Origin of the sequence: Mesoflavibacter zeaxanthinifaciens subsp. sabulilitoris (genome assembly GCF_014191595.1) — a bacterium.
In the GTDB taxonomy this organism is placed as follows: Bacteria; Bacteroidota; Bacteroidia; order Flavobacteriales; family Flavobacteriaceae; genus Mesoflavibacter; species Mesoflavibacter zeaxanthinifaciens.
The window spans coordinates 42,293-56,554 of sequence record NZ_JACHWV010000009.1 but is presented as its reverse complement, the minus strand read 5'-3'; the positions used below and the strand labels follow the sequence as shown (position 1 = coordinate 56,554).

General features: G+C 31.3%; 14 protein-coding genes and 1 tRNA gene. 13 read left to right on the top strand and 2 right to left on the bottom strand.

Going from position 1 to position 14,262, the window contains the following annotated elements:
* Positions 1-20 precede the first annotated feature (20 nt).
* Together FHS04_RS13425 and FHS04_RS13420 are read right to left on the bottom strand one after the other, a co-directional pair.
* Entirely contained in the window at positions 21-299 is a 279-nt protein-coding gene (locus tag FHS04_RS13425; RefSeq protein ID WP_244906257.1) for a nitroreductase family protein, read from the bottom strand.
* Positions 300-512: 213 nt separating this feature from the next.
* Positions 513-587, bottom strand: a tRNA-Pro gene (locus FHS04_RS13420).
* A 115-nt stretch (positions 588-702) separates the two neighbouring features.
* Here FHS04_RS13420 and FHS04_RS13415 point away from each other — a divergent pair.
* The 13 genes from FHS04_RS13415 (at position 703) to dapB (ending at position 14,209) form a co-directional block, all read left to right on the top strand.
* A complete protein-coding gene (locus FHS04_RS13415) occupies positions 703-1,809 on the top strand; it encodes a PQQ-dependent sugar dehydrogenase (RefSeq protein ID WP_181256089.1) in 1,107 nt (368 codons plus the stop codon).
* Complete coding sequence (locus FHS04_RS13410) at positions 1,806-2,219, top strand: c-type cytochrome (RefSeq protein ID WP_106676096.1); 414 nt, start codon at positions 1,806-1,808, stop codon at positions 2,217-2,219. Before FHS04_RS13415 ends, FHS04_RS13410 begins: the two co-directional genes overlap by 4 nt.
* Positions 2,220-2,263: 44 nt before the next feature.
* A complete protein-coding gene (udk, locus tag FHS04_RS13405) occupies positions 2,264-2,872 on the top strand; it encodes a uridine kinase (RefSeq protein WP_106676094.1) in 609 nt (202 codons plus the stop codon).
* Positions 2,869-3,168: an FtsB family cell division protein gene (locus FHS04_RS13400; protein WP_260156020.1), complete on the top strand. Its 300-nt coding sequence runs from the start codon at positions 2,869-2,871 to the stop codon at positions 3,166-3,168. Before udk ends, FHS04_RS13400 begins: the two co-directional genes overlap by 4 nt.
* On the top strand, positions 3,161-4,492 hold the full coding sequence (locus FHS04_RS13395; RefSeq protein ID WP_106676089.1) for a methylmalonyl-CoA mutase subunit beta: 1,332 nt from the start codon (positions 3,161-3,163) through the stop codon (positions 4,490-4,492). Before FHS04_RS13400 ends, FHS04_RS13395 begins: the two co-directional genes overlap by 8 nt.
* 19 nt (positions 4,493-4,511) lie before the next feature.
* Positions 4,512-5,213 carry a hypothetical protein gene (locus FHS04_RS13390; protein WP_106676087.1) on the top strand — a complete coding sequence of 234 codons (702 nt, stop codon included), beginning with the start codon at positions 4,512-4,514 and terminating at the stop codon, positions 5,211-5,213.
* 1 nt (position 5,214) lies between these two features.
* A complete protein-coding gene (locus FHS04_RS13385) occupies positions 5,215-5,865 on the top strand; it encodes a hypothetical protein (protein ID WP_146131277.1) in 651 nt (216 codons plus the stop codon).
* Complete coding sequence (scpA, locus tag FHS04_RS13380; protein WP_106676081.1) at positions 5,865-7,988, top strand: methylmalonyl-CoA mutase; 2,124 nt, start codon at positions 5,865-5,867, stop codon at positions 7,986-7,988. The genes FHS04_RS13385 and scpA overlap by 1 nt, the downstream gene beginning before the upstream one ends.
* A 176-nt stretch (positions 7,989-8,164) precedes the next feature.
* The gene (locus FHS04_RS13375; RefSeq protein ID WP_106676079.1) at positions 8,165-11,020 is read left to right on the top strand and encodes a M16 family metallopeptidase; all 2,856 of its coding nucleotides are present in this window, start codon (positions 8,165-8,167) and stop codon (positions 11,018-11,020) included.
* Positions 11,021-11,154: 134 nt separating this feature from the next.
* Positions 11,155-11,919, top strand: a complete 765-nt coding sequence (locus FHS04_RS13370; protein WP_027880660.1) for a ParA family protein — start codon at positions 11,155-11,157, stop codon at positions 11,917-11,919.
* Between the two features lie 3 nt (positions 11,920-11,922).
* On the top strand, positions 11,923-12,831 hold the full coding sequence (locus tag FHS04_RS13365; protein ID WP_106676077.1) for a ParB/RepB/Spo0J family partition protein: 909 nt from the start codon (positions 11,923-11,925) through the stop codon (positions 12,829-12,831).
* Complete coding sequence (locus FHS04_RS13360; protein WP_027880662.1) at positions 12,821-13,459, top strand: DUF5683 domain-containing protein; 639 nt, start codon at positions 12,821-12,823, stop codon at positions 13,457-13,459. The genes FHS04_RS13365 and FHS04_RS13360 overlap by 11 nt, the downstream gene beginning before the upstream one ends.
* A 48-nt stretch (positions 13,460-13,507) precedes the next feature.
* On the top strand, positions 13,508-14,209 hold the full coding sequence (dapB, locus tag FHS04_RS13355; RefSeq protein WP_106676075.1) for a 4-hydroxy-tetrahydrodipicolinate reductase: 702 nt from the start codon (positions 13,508-13,510) through the stop codon (positions 14,207-14,209).
* Positions 14,210-14,262 lie beyond the last annotated feature (53 nt).

Here is a 14,262-nt window from a genome sequence, read left to right as displayed (position 1 = left end):
CACTATGGTTTTAATATGATTTATATTTCAATGAAAATTTCACTTTCTGGCAATCTAGATGTTGGTGTTTTATCTGTAGAATTAAAGTCAGATTCTGCTCTGTAGCCTATAGAAACAGCTACTAAAGCTGTGTAACCTTTTTCTCTTAAACCAAATTCTTCATCTAATTCTTTTACATCAATACCTTCCATTGGTGTGGTATCAATTCCTAAAGTTGCAACACCCAACAAAAAGCTACCTATATTAAGATATACTTGCTTTTCCATCCAGTGATTTAAATCTTTTAAATCGTATTTCAACAAAATCAATTATGAATAAATATAATCTATACCAACTAGTCATGTAAGAAGAAATGACTATTTACTACAACAATTTAATAATGTAATTAATAAATTTGAGATCCATCTATAAAATTAATGGATGCATTAATGTTGTTTTTTATTTTTAAAACACATCAAGGGGAATTTAAAATAAAAAAAGCCTGAATATTTATATTCAGGCTTTAGTTTTTGTCGGGGTGGCAGGATTCGAACCTGCGACCTCCGCGTCCCAAACGCGGCGCGATAACCGGGCTACGCTACACCCCGAAAATGGTTATCTTTTCAAAACATAAATTTTGTTTTGAGGGTGCAAATATAGTAGTTTTCATCAATTTAAAAACATTTTTTATTATTAAATTGTAAATTCATAAAAAAAATGAAAATGAAATTCAAATTCGGTCCATTTATTATAATAATTATAGCCTCCTTTTTTGCTTGTGCACAAGACAAAAACCCTATAAACACAAAACATTCATATGAGGTAATTGTAAAAGACCTAAATAACCCATGGGGATTTACTTTTCTTACTGATGGGTCAATACTAATTAATGAAAAAGATGGTCGAATCATTCATTTTAAAAACAATAAGAAGACTGAAATTAAAAATCCACCAAAAGTATATTTAAGAGGTCAAGGTGGATTGTTAGATATTGAGCTACATCCTAATTATAAAAATAACGGATGGATTTATTTTTCTTTTGCTTCTTCTGATGGTGACGAAAATGGAGGAAACACCTCAATAATGCGTGCAAAAATTAAAAACGACAGTTTAATTAATAAAGAAATACTTTATAAAGCTGTACCAAATACTACAAAAGGACAACATTTTGGATCTAGAATTGTCTTTAAAGATGGCTACTTATTTTTTAGCATCGGAGAGCGCGGAGAAAGAGATATCAATCCTCAAGATTTAACTAGAGATGGCGGTAAAATTTATAGGTTAAATGACGACGGAAGTATACCTAAAGATAATCCTTTTGTTGATACTAAAAATGCTAAAACCGCTATTTGGTCCTACGGACACCGTAATCCTCAAGGCTTAAAAATTAACCCTTTTACTAACGAAATTTGGTCTCATGAACATGGACCACGCGGTGGTGACGAGATTAATATCATTAAAAAAGGTGCCAATTACGGCTGGCCAGTTATTACTTACGGTATCAACTATTCTGGAACAACAATTACAGACCAAACCAAAAAAGAAGGCATGCAACAACCTTTACATTATTGGGATCCATCCATTGCTCCTTCTGGTATGTCATTTATTAATAGTGATAAATATGGAGATTGGAAAGGCAGTTTGTTAGTCGGCTCACTTAAATTTCAGTATTTAGATTTATGTACACTTCAAAAAGGAAAAGTCATTAAAGAGCAACGTCTTTTAGATGGTTTAGGTCGTGTAAGATCAGTAGAACAAGGTCCAGATGGTTATATCTATGTTGGCATAGAAAACTTAGGTATTGTAAAATTAAAAAGAGATAAAGAATGAAAAAAATAGGACTAATTCTAATTGCTTCAATATTAATAATAAGCTGCAAATCTTCAGACAAAAAAGCTAACCCAGAATTAAAATCTTCTATTGCCCAAGGAGAAAAAGTATATCAAAATTTCTGTATAAACTGTCATATGGCTAATGGAGAAGGGATTGAAGGCGCATATCCGCCATTAGCAAATTCTGATTATTTAGAAAACAATTTAGAAGCTAGTATAATAGGAATAAAAAACGGTATGAAAGGTAAAATTACTGTAAATGGAAAAACCTACAATAACGTTATGACTCCAATGGGTTTAAATAACCAAGAAGTAGCAGATGTGACTAACTATATTTTAAATAATTGGGGCAACAATAGTGACACTTTAATTACAAGTAAAGAAGTTTCTAAAATACTACTTAAATAAGGTTGTAAATTCTTAAATTTGAACCTTAAAATTAAATAAAAACAATGCTAATTATAGGAATTGCTGGCGGAACAGGCTGCGGTAAAACAACAGTTGTTAATCAAATATTAAATGAATTACCAGAAGGCGAAGTAGGTGTAATATCTCAAGACTCATATTACAAAGACACTACTCACCTATCTTTTGACGAACGTGTTAAAATTAATTTTGATCATCCACGATCAATAGATTTTGAACTTTTAGAGCAACACTTAAAAGAATTAAGAGCTGGTAATGCCATAAACCAACCCGTATATTCTTTTATAAAACATAATCGTACAGGCGATGTTATTGTAACAAAACCTCGTAAAGTAATGATTGTTGAAGGAATTTTAATCCTTTCTCATCCAGAAATTAGAGAGCATTTTGATATCAAAATATTTGTTCATGCAGATAGTGACGAGCGTTTAATAAGACGACTAAAAAGAGATATAAAAGATCGTGGTCGTGATATAGACGAAGTATTATCACGTTACCAAAACACGTTAAAACCAATGCATCAACAATTTATAGAACCAATGAAAGAGTATGCAGATATTATTATACCTAATAACAGATATAATACAGTTGCAGTAGACATAGTAAAAACAATAATTAACGAACGCTTAGTTTGAAATACTTAAAAAACATATACATTTTAACACTTGTTGTTTTTGTAATATGGATGGTGTTTTTTGACACCAATTCGTTAATTATACACAGTCAATATAATTCTGAAATTGATGATCTAGAAACAGAAAAAGAATACTACAAAAAAGAAATACAAAAAGACAAAAAAGCTATAGAAGAATTGAGTCGTGAAGAAGGCATAGAAACCTTTGCACGAGAACAATATTACATGAAACGAGACAATGAAGATATTTATATAATAGAATATCAAGACAGCCTAAAAACTAAAGAAGATGAGTAAAAAACTATTTTCAGATTTTGAACCTGTTTCTGCAAAAGCTTGGAAACAAAAAATACAGGTAGACTTAAAAGGAGCAGACTATAATGACACTTTAGTTTGGCAAACTAACGATGGTATAAATGTAAAACCATTTTACCATCAAGACACTTTAGAAAACACTTTATACATAAAACCACAAACTTGGTCTATTGGTCAAATTATATTTGCTCAAAATGCAAATGTAGCTAATAAAAAAGCAATAAATGCAATTGAAAAAGGCACAGAAACTATAAAATTTATTATTCCTAATAATAAAGTTTCAATTTCAGAATTAATCAATAATATTGATTTAAACGCTACAAACATTCAATTAGAGTTATTGTTTTTAGACCAAAACAGGATTTCAAATATTGATCAAAATATAAGTATTCAAGTAGATCCAATTCATCAATTAGTAAAAACTGGTAATTGGTTTTCTAATCTTGACAAAGATCTTGCAGCCATTAAAGATACAGTAGCACATACAGGCTGTTTAACTATAGATGCTACAACCTATCAAAACGCTGGTGCAAATAACGTACAACAAATAGCTTACACTGTTTTACATGCTAATGAATATTTTAATATCGTAGATGTTTCAACCATAAAAAAGGTAGTTTTTAATGTTGCTGTTGGTACAAATTATTTTTTCGAAATTGCAAAATTAAGAGCGCTTAGAGCTTTATTTGACAGTATTGCTTCAGAATATAATATCTCTGCAACATGCGTTATAAACGCAATTCCTTCAAAAAGAAACAAAACTATTTACGATTATAATACAAACATGCTTCGTACAACAACAGAATGCATGAGTGCTGTCCTTGGCGGTGCTAATACTATTTTTAATTTACCGTATGATGCAATTTACCATAAAGACAACGCTTTTGGAGAAAGAATAGCACGAAACCAATTATTAGTATTAAAAAACGAAAGCTATTTTAATGCTGTTAACAACCCATCAGATGGTAGTTACTACATAGAAAGTTTAACAAATCAACTTGCAGAAAACAGTCTAGATCTTTTTAAAGATATTGAAGCTAACGGAGGATTATTAAAGCAATTAAAAGAAGGCACTATTCAGAAAAAAATAAAAGAAAGTGCCGCAAAAGAACAACAGCAATTTGATGAACAAAAAATCATTCTTTTAGGTACCAATAAACATCCTAATAAAGAAGATAAAATGAAAAACGATTTAGAGTTATTTCCTTTTGTAAAAACCAATCCTGTTAAGACTTTAATAGAACCTATAATTGAAAAGCGTTTAGCAGAAAAACTAGAACAAGAACGATTAAAAACCGAAGAATAAACAACAAAACTAAAAAAACATGAACACACGTATTTTAAAAACTGTATTTGTATTTTTTATCGTATTAAACTTTAGCTGCAAACAAGATAACACCGAAGCAACGTTAGCAGAGTATAAATATGCAGAAAAACCAGAAACTATTAGCTGTGATCCTGCAAATGATAAGCTATTAAAAGAAGCGTTATATAGCTTTGAAAAAGATATTTTAAACCAATATGACCCAAACGGTAAAAATAAATTAAGAGCATACAGAGCTTTTGTAAATAATGCTATTTCTAATCGTGTAAAACCAGAGAACATGATGTCTTCGCACACAAAAGCTATTTTTGATGTATTAAAAACAAAATCAGATTTATGGCAAGAAGGAGCTTTAAACTATAATAGCGATTTAGTTAAATGTTTATCTCAAAACATGCAAGATCAAAGTTTAAAAACAACTTTTAACGCACTTGTAAGCACCAATAGCATGAATTACAAATTATTTGGTCCTGCATTAAGAAGTAACATATCTTACACCAGAGACGCTTATTTACAAACCTTTATAGCTTTAGATTATTACTACTCTAAGATGTTTGATTTAGATTTCTCCAAAATTAATTTAGAATTTAACGACACTAAACAAGAAGCTAATAACAAAATAGATTTTAATAAAACACCTCTTAATCTACCTAAAAAAAATAACGTAAAAAAAGCAGACGATCACGCTGGGCACAATCATTAATATGAACTTAAAAAAAATAACATATTTAATATTAATAAGTCTAGTAATTACCTCTTGCATAAACAATGTTACAGAGGTAAGCAACTGGTTAATGGTAGATAGTTCTAATGTAGAAACTATAGAAGGCAGCTACCATAAGCTAGATAAAGATCCTGTTAGAATATACTTACCAAGTGTTTTTAAAAGGAAAAGTGGTGTAGAATTTGAGAAAATTTTAGACAGCATCTCTTCAGATAAGAATAGTCTAAAACTTGAATATGCCAGACTAAAACAATTAAGAGAAATAGAAGGTAATTTTTACATCTATTTTGATAAAAGTACATTCTCTACTTACACAATTAACACTTTACCTTACATGCCGCTTCAAAGACAAGACGCAAAATTTTTGTTGGGCATCATAAGTCAGTCAAATAGAGAAAATGAAAACAATCTAGATTTAAAATACACAAAGGTCACTGCTAAATATGATAATTCTGTTGGACCACAAATATTTAAATCGATTTTTAAAGTAGAAGATACTAAGTCAATAGACAATCCGACCTTTTACAATTCTACTTATATAGTTTCTTACAACAACAAAACGGTTTTTATTCAATTAAGCACACCTTTTGAAGCTAACTTTGATCCGTTTTTACAAAAAATGATATTATAATGTCAAGAAAAAATCTTCAACATATAACGCTTAAAACACAAGAAAACATAACAGTAGGTCAACAAACTTCTACATTTAATACTGCAGAAGACATTCCTGTAAAATCTACTTATGCTAAGTCAGATACTAAGGATTTAGAACACTTAAATTTTGTTGCAGGAATAGCACCAAATCTTCGCGGACCATACAGCACAATGTATGTACGCAGACCTTGGACCATACGCCAATACGCAGGTTTTAGCACCGCTGAAGAGAGTAATGCATTTTACAGAAGAAATCTTGAAGCTGGTCAAAAAGGTCTTTCAGTTGCTTTCGATTTAGCAACGCATCGTGGTTACGATTCTGATCACGAACGTGTAGTTGGAGACGTAGGTAAAGCTGGTGTAGCTATTGATAGTGTTGAAGATATGAAGGTTTTATTTGACCAAATTCCGTTAGATAAAATGTCTGTATCTATGACCATGAATGGTGCTGTATTACCAATCATGGCATTTTATATTGTCGCTGCCGAAGAACAAGGCGTAAAACCAGAACAATTAGCAGGAACCATTCAAAATGATATTCTAAAGGAATTTATGGTGCGTAACACTTACATTTACCCACCAACACCTTCTATGAAAATCATTTCAGATATTTTTGAATATACTAGTCAGAATATGCCAAAGTTCAATAGTATTAGTATTTCTGGTTATCATATGCAAGAAGCTGGCGCGACTTGCGATATCGAATTAGCTTACACGCTGGCAGATGGATTAGAATATATCCGAAAAGGATTAGATGCTGGAATGGATATAGATACTTTTGCTCCAAGATTATCCTTCTTCTGGGCTATTGGTATGAATCATTTTATGGAAATTGCTAAAATGAGAGCTGCAAGAATGCTTTGGGCTAAATTGGTGAAACAATTCAACCCTAAAAACGCAAAATCTTTAGCATTACGTACACATTGTCAAACAAGTGGATGGAGTCTTACAGAGCAAGATCCATTTAATAACGTAGCAAGAACAACTATTGAAGCTGCTGCTGCTGCTTTTGGTGGCACACAGAGTTTGCATACCAATGCATTAGACGAGGCTATAGCGTTACCAACAGATTTTTCTGCAAGAATTGCACGTAACACGCAGATTTTCTTACAAGAAGAAACACATATCACTAAAACTGTAGATCCTTGGGCAGGTAGTTATTATGTTGAAAAACTAACTCATGATATTGCAGAAAAAGCTTGGGATTTAATACAAGAAGTAGAAGATCTTGGCGGAATGACTAAAGCAATAGAAGCGGGTATACCAAAACTTCGTATTGAAGAAGCTGCTGCGCGTAAACAAGCAAGAATAGATTCTGGTCAAGACATAATAGTTGGAGTAAACAAATACCAATTAGAACAAGAAGATCCTTTACATATTTTAGAAGTAGATAACCAAACGGTAAGACTACAACAAATAGAAAGCATTAATAAAATTAAAGCAACTCGTAATACTGAAAAAGTAAAAGAAGCTTTAAATAATTTAACAAATGCAGCTAAAACAAATCAAGGAAATTTATTAGCTTTAGCAGTAAATGCTGCTAGAGAAAGAGCTACATTAGGAGAAATTAGCGATGCTTTAGAAACTGTATTTGGACGTTATAAAGCAAATATAAAATCATTTTCAGGTGTGTATAGTAAAGAGATTAAAGACGACAGTAGCTTTAAAAAAGCAAGAGAACTAGCAGATACATTTGCTGAGCAAGAAGGCAGAAGACCTCGTATTATGATTGCTAAAATGGGACAAGATGGTCATGATCGTGGCGCAAAAGTAGTTGCTACTGGTTATGCAGATGTTGGTTTTGATGTGGATATTGGACCATTATTTCAAACACCTAAAGAAGCAGCAAAACAAGCTGTAGAAAATGATGTGCATATTTTAGGAGTATCTAGCTTGGCTGCAGGACATAAAACATTAGTTCCGCAAGTTATTGAAGAGCTAAAAAAATATGGTCGCGAAGATATAATGGTTATTGTTGGTGGCGTTATCCCTAAACAAGATTATCAATATTTATTCGATGCTGGTGCTGTCGCCGTATTTGGACCAGGAACCAAAATAAGTGATGCTGCTATTAAGATTTTAGAAATCTTGATAGATTAATTATAAAAAAAAGAGCCACTAAAAAAGTGGCTCTTTTTTTTATAATTATTTAAAATTCTTCACGTTAATAAATTGAATAGATTTTCATTTTAACATAAATTTCAACATTTAATCAAACATTAATTATATTTTTATAAATCATTCTTTACAAATTATTAATCAAAAACAACCAAAAAATGAAAAAATCACTATCAATTTTTACAATGGTGTTGTTTGTATTAACAGGTACTATTAAATTAAATGGACAAACTGTTACTAAAACATCACTTAAAACAAGTCAAACTACAACATTTAATTCTGCAGAAAAAATCCCTTTTAATCCAGAAGTAAAAAAAGGAGTTTTAAGTAACGGCTTAACTTATTATATTAAAAACAACGGTAAACCAGAAAACAAAGTAGAACTTAGACTTGTAGTTAAAGCTGGTTCTATTCTTGAAGATGAAGACCAAAGAGGTTTAGCTCATTTTATGGAGCACATGAACTTTAACGGAACCAAAAATTTTAAAAAAAACGAACTTGTTGATTACCTTCAAAGTATAGGTGTAAAATTTGGTGCTCACTTAAACGCATACACCAGTTTTGACGAAACCGTTTACATGCTTCCAATACCTAGTGATGATCCTGAAAAATTAGAAAAAGGATTTCAAATATTAGAAGATTGGGCTCATAATGCACTATTAACAGAAAAAGATATTGATGAAGAAAGAGGTGTTGTTTTAGAAGAATTTAGATTAGGTCAAGGCGCTGATGAAAGAATGATGCAAAACTACCTACCAAAATTAATGTATGGTTCTAAATACGCAGAAAGGTTACCTATCGGAACAAAAGAAAATCTTGAAAATTTTGACTACGAAAGCTTAAGAAGCTATTATAAAGATTGGTACAGACCAGATTTAATGGCGGTTATAGCAGTAGGAGATATTGATGTAGAAACTTTAGAAAAGAAAATCAAATCACACTTTGGAGGTATAGAAAATCCAAAATCACCTAAGCCTAGAGAAATTTTTTACGTTCCAAATCATAACGAAACTTTTGTAGCGATAGAGACCGATAAAGAAGCTTCGTTTTCTCAAGTCAGAGTGCTTTTTAAAGATGAAAGCAACAGTAAAGAAGACGAAACATTAGAAGAGTTTAGACACTCTATTGTAGAATCACTTTTTTCTCAAATGATAAATAATCGTTTAGACGAACTTAGAAATAGTGAAAATCCACCATTTGTTTACGGGTATTCTTTTCATGGAGGTACATGGGCAGACACTAAAGACGCTTATCAATCTTTTGCTATGACAAGTCCAGATGGACAATTAAAAGCATTAAAAGTATTACTTGAAGAAAACGAAAGAGTAAAAAAATACGGCTTTGGCCAAGGTGAATTTGAAAGAGCCAAAAAAGATTTAATCGCTAGATTAGAAAAATCTTTTAAAGACAAAGATAAAACTGAGTCTAACAGAGTTTTAGGAGAATACATAAGAAACTTTTTGGTTAACGAGCCAATGCCAGGTATAGAATGGGAATACAACTTTCATAAAGAACAACTACCTACAATAAAACTAGATGAAGTAAATCAATTAATTTCTGACTATATAAAAGACACAAACAGAGTTGTAGTTTTAACAGGTCCAGATAAAGAAGATATTAAAAAAGTAACAGAAAAAGAAGTAAGAGATTTATTAGAAACCGTTAAAAACGAAGACATAAAACCTTACGAAGACAAAGAAGTAGCTTCTTCTTTAATTACAAATTTACCTCCAAAAGGTTCTATTGTAAAAGAAACACAAAATAACAAATTAGGTACCACTACCCTAACCTTAAGTAACGGCGCAACGGTTACTTACAAAAAAACAGACTTTAAAAACGACGAAATTTTATTTGATGCCTTCAGTTTTGGTGGTAGCTCATTATATTCTGATGAAGATTACTTAGAAACAGTATTTGCTAACAATGGATTAACAGATGCTGGCGTTAATGGATTTAGCAAAGTAGATTTAGGAAAAATGATGTCAGGAAAAATTGTTAGTGTAAGACCAAGAGTTGGCGGTATTACGGAAGAAATATCAGGATCTTCAACACCAAAAGATTTTGAAGAATTGTTTCAGCTAACACATTTATATTTTACAGCATTAAATAAAGACGAAAAAGCTTTTGCTTCTTACATAAACAAACAAAAAGCCTTTATTGGCAATATGTTATCAAGTCCACAATTCTATTTTCAAGATCAATATTCAAAATTTGTATACGGTGCAAACCCAAGATATTCTGGTTTCCCAACGCCAGAAAAATTAGATCAAGCTAATTATGACTTAGCTTATCAAAAATATAAAGAACGTTTTGCAAACGCAGGAGATTTCAATTTTTACTTTGTAGGTAATATTGATGAGAACAAAATAAAGGAATACTCAGAAAAATATTTAGCTAACTTACCATCAACAGGTAAAGAAGAGACTTACAAAAAAACAAATTTTAGACCACTTAGTGGATCGCATACTAAAATTGTAGAAAAAGGTACAGATCCAAAAAGTTCTGTTAGAATCGTGTATCAAGGTGAAACAACTTATGATGAAAAAGAAGACTATGCATTAAGTAGTTTAGGTGAAATTTTAACCATAAAACTAATCGAAAAACTACGTGAAGAAGAAGGCGGTGTTTATGGTGTTGGAGCTAGAGGAAATATTAACAAAATTCCTTACGGCTGGTATAGCTTTAGTATTAGTTTTCCTTGTGGACCAGAAAATGTAGAAAAGCTTAAAAATGCAGCTATTGCCGAAGTTGAAAAAATTGTAGCTAACGGACCTACAGAAGAAGACTTAGCCAAAGTAAAAGAAGCGCAGCTATTAGAAAGAAAAGAAGATCTAAAAGAAAACAGATTCTGGTTAAGACTTCTAAAAAATGCAGATTATGAAGATAAAGATGCTAATAAAATCTTAGAGTATGAAAAAACTGTAACTAATCTTAGTAAATCTGACATACAAAATGTTGCTAAAAAATATCTAACAAAAGGTTATATTTTAGGGATCCACAATCCAGAAAAATAATCAAGTCAAACATTAATAAAAATGAGGTTGCAATGTTAAATTTACAACCTCATTTTTTTATTTATGTTATTAACAAAGGTTTTTATTCCTCATAAATAATTGTATTTTTACCGTTACAAAAACCAAATTGATTAATGGGTAAAATTATAGCAATTGCCAATCAAAAAGGTGGTGTTGGTAAGACAACTACCTCTGTAAACTTAGCCGCCTCTTTAGGTGTTTTAGAAAAAAAAGTTTTACTTATAGATGCAGATCCACAAGCTAATGCCACATCTGGATTAGGGATAGATGTAGAGTCTGTAGAAATTGGTACATATCAAATTTTAGAACACACAAATACAGCAAAAGAAGCTGCAATACCTACAGAAACTCCAAACTTAGATATAATACCAGCTCATATTGACCTTGTTGCTATCGAAATTGAATTAGTAGATAAAGACCAGCGTGAATATATGCTTAAGAAAGCTCTTGAAGAGATAAAGGACCAATATGATTATATACTAATAGATTGCGCTCCTTCTTTAGGACTATTAACCCTTAATGCGCTAACTGCTGCAGATGCAGTAATTATTCCAATTCAGTGCGAATATTTTGCACTAGAAGGTTTAGGAAAATTATTAAACACTATTAAAAGTGTACAGAAAATACATAACAAAAATCTAGACATAGAAGGTTTATTGTTAACCATGTACGATTCGCGTTTAAGACTATCTAATCAAGTAGTAGACGAAGTCCAAAAACACTTTAACGACATGGTATTTAGTACCATTATTCAGCGAAATGTCAAACTTAGTGAAGCACCGAGTTATGGTGAAAACATTATTAATTACGACGCATCAAGTAAAGGTGCTAGCAATTACCTAAGTTTAGCTAAAGAAATTATTACAAAAAACTCCTAATTTATGGCGAAAGCAACTAAGAAACAGGCTTTAGGACGCGGACTTTCAGCATTACTGAAAGATCCAGAAAACGATATTCAATCTGCAAAAGACAAAAACGCAGACAAAGTTATAGGTAATATTGTAGAGTTAGAATTAGACCAAATTGAAATGAATCCATTTCAACCACGAACTAATTTTAATGAAGAATCGCTGCGTGAATTAGCCTCGTCTATTAGAGAATTAGGTGTAATACAGCCAATCACGGTAAGAAAATTAGGCTTTGAAAAATATCAGTTAGTTTCTGGTGAAAGACGTTTTAGAGCATCAAAATTAGTTGGTTTAGAAACTGTACCTGCTTACATAAGAATAGCTAACGATCAAGAAAGTCTAGAAATGGCATTGGTAGAAAACATCCAACGTCAGGACTTAGACCCAATAGAAATTGCTTTATCCTATCAACGTTTAATAGACGAAATTAACCTTACACAAGAACAAATGAGTGAACGTGTAGGAAAAAAACGAAGCACCATTGCTAATTACTTACGTCTTTTAAAGTTAGATCCGATTATCCAAACAGGTATGCGCGACGGATTTTTATCTATGGGACATGGACGTGCTATTATAAATATTGAAGATCAAAATATTCAACTTGAAATCTACGAAAAGATTTTAAGTGACAAACTTTCTGTAAGACAAACCGAAAATTTAGTTCGTAATTATAATCAAACTAGCGAAGTAAAAGTTCCTGCAAAATCTACAAAAGAAGAATTACCAAAATATGTTAAAAAAGGCATCACTGCTTTTTCAGAATACTTTGGACATAAAATTGACGTTAAAGTCTCTAGCAATGGTAAAGGAAAAATTACAATTCCTTTTCATTCTGAAGAAGATTTTAACCGTATAAAAAAGCTAGTCCAAGGTGATAAATAAGCAATATATTATTACACTTCTTTGTGTTATTTTTTGCTGTTTTCTTCAAGCACAAGAAGATAACAGCAATAAAAAAGCAGACACAACAAAAACCAACAAATTACCTAAAGGATTAAAGGAAAAGGACGATATAGCTTTAGCAGACTCTAGTAAAGTAAAAAAAGTTAAGCTTCCAAGAGAATATGACCCTTTAGCACCTTCTCGTGCTGCATTTTATTCTGCAATTTTACCTGGTTTAGGTCAGGCTTATAATGGTAAATACTGGAAAGTACCTATTGTTGTAGGAGCAATAACTACGGGTATTTTATTTTACGATCATAATAACAAACAATACAATCGTGTTAGAGATGCTTACAAGAGAAGACTTGCAGGTTTTACAGATGACGAGTTTTATGGTAGACTAACTGACGATGCGCTAAGAGATGCACAACAAACATTTAGACGTAATAAAGAATTATCTTTATTAATTACATTTGGTCTTTATGCTCTAAATATTGTAGACGCTAATATAGACGCTCATTTATTACAATATAATATAGACGAAAACTTAAGTTTAAAGCCTCATTACAAACTAAATGATATTGATAATCAAGGAGATTTAGGCTTAACGTTAAACTTTAAATTTTAACTTCTTATAAATTGAAGCTAACTTTAGTTTCATTTAAATACATAAAAAATGAAAATCGCATTATTAGGCTATGGTAGAATGGGTCAAACTATTGAGCAAATTGCCATAAGCCGAGGACATGATATTGTAATAAAAACAAGTAGTAATACAGGTTACAATATTAAAGAAGCAGATGTTGCTATAGATTTTAGTATTCCTAATGCTGCTTTTAATAATATTTCAAACTGTCTAAATAATGATGTGCCTGTAATCTCAGGTACAACAGGTTGGTTAGATAAATATAATGAAGCTGTTTCGCTTTGCGAAAAAAATAAAGGTGCATTTATATATGCTTCAAACTTTAGTTTAGGTGTAAATATCTTTTTTGAACTTAATGAAATTTTAGCAAAAATGATGACTAAACTAGATGACTACAAGGTAGATATCGAAGAAATTCATCATACAAAAAAATTAGACGCACCAAGTGGTACTGCTATAACTTTAGCAGAAGGCGTAATAAAAAATCACAGTCAATATTCTAATTGGAAATTAGATGAAAGTACAGAAAACATACTTCCAATAACTGCAAAACGTATTCCTGATGTTCCTGGTACACACATTATTACTTATAAAAGTGATATTGACACCATAAAAATTGAACACGAAGCACACAGCAGACAAGGTTTTGCTTTAGGTGCTGTTATCGCTGCCGAGTGGATTATTGGCAAAACAGGTGTTTTTACTATGAAAGATGTGTTAAATATTGGGTAACTTTAATATATTTAACAACATTTGTAAAACAAGATAAACTAACAAATCAGATA

Coding starts and splice junctions, on each gene's coding strand:
- FHS04_RS13395 (WP_106676089.1), top strand. CDS start 3,161: ATGAGTAAAAAACTATTTTCAGATTTTGAACCTGTTTCTGCAAAAGCT.
- FHS04_RS13415 (WP_181256089.1), top strand. CDS start 703: ATGAAATTCAAATTCGGTCCATTTATTATAATAATTATAGCCTCCTTT.
- FHS04_RS13410 (WP_106676096.1), top strand. CDS start 1,806: ATGAAAAAAATAGGACTAATTCTAATTGCTTCAATATTAATAATAAGC.
- FHS04_RS13375 (WP_106676079.1), top strand. CDS start 8,165: ATGAAAAAATCACTATCAATTTTTACAATGGTGTTGTTTGTATTAACA.
- scpA (WP_106676081.1), top strand. CDS start 5,865: ATGTCAAGAAAAAATCTTCAACATATAACGCTTAAAACACAAGAAAAC.
- FHS04_RS13365 (WP_106676077.1), top strand. CDS start 11,923: ATGGCGAAAGCAACTAAGAAACAGGCTTTAGGACGCGGACTTTCAGCA.
- FHS04_RS13385 (WP_146131277.1), top strand. CDS start 5,215: ATGAACTTAAAAAAAATAACATATTTAATATTAATAAGTCTAGTAATT.
- dapB (WP_106676075.1), top strand. CDS start 13,508: ATGAAAATCGCATTATTAGGCTATGGTAGAATGGGTCAAACTATTGAG.
- FHS04_RS13370 (WP_027880660.1), top strand. CDS start 11,155: ATGGGTAAAATTATAGCAATTGCCAATCAAAAAGGTGGTGTTGGTAAG.
- FHS04_RS13390 (WP_106676087.1), top strand. CDS start 4,512: ATGAACACACGTATTTTAAAAACTGTATTTGTATTTTTTATCGTATTA.
- udk (WP_106676094.1), top strand. CDS start 2,264: ATGCTAATTATAGGAATTGCTGGCGGAACAGGCTGCGGTAAAACAACA.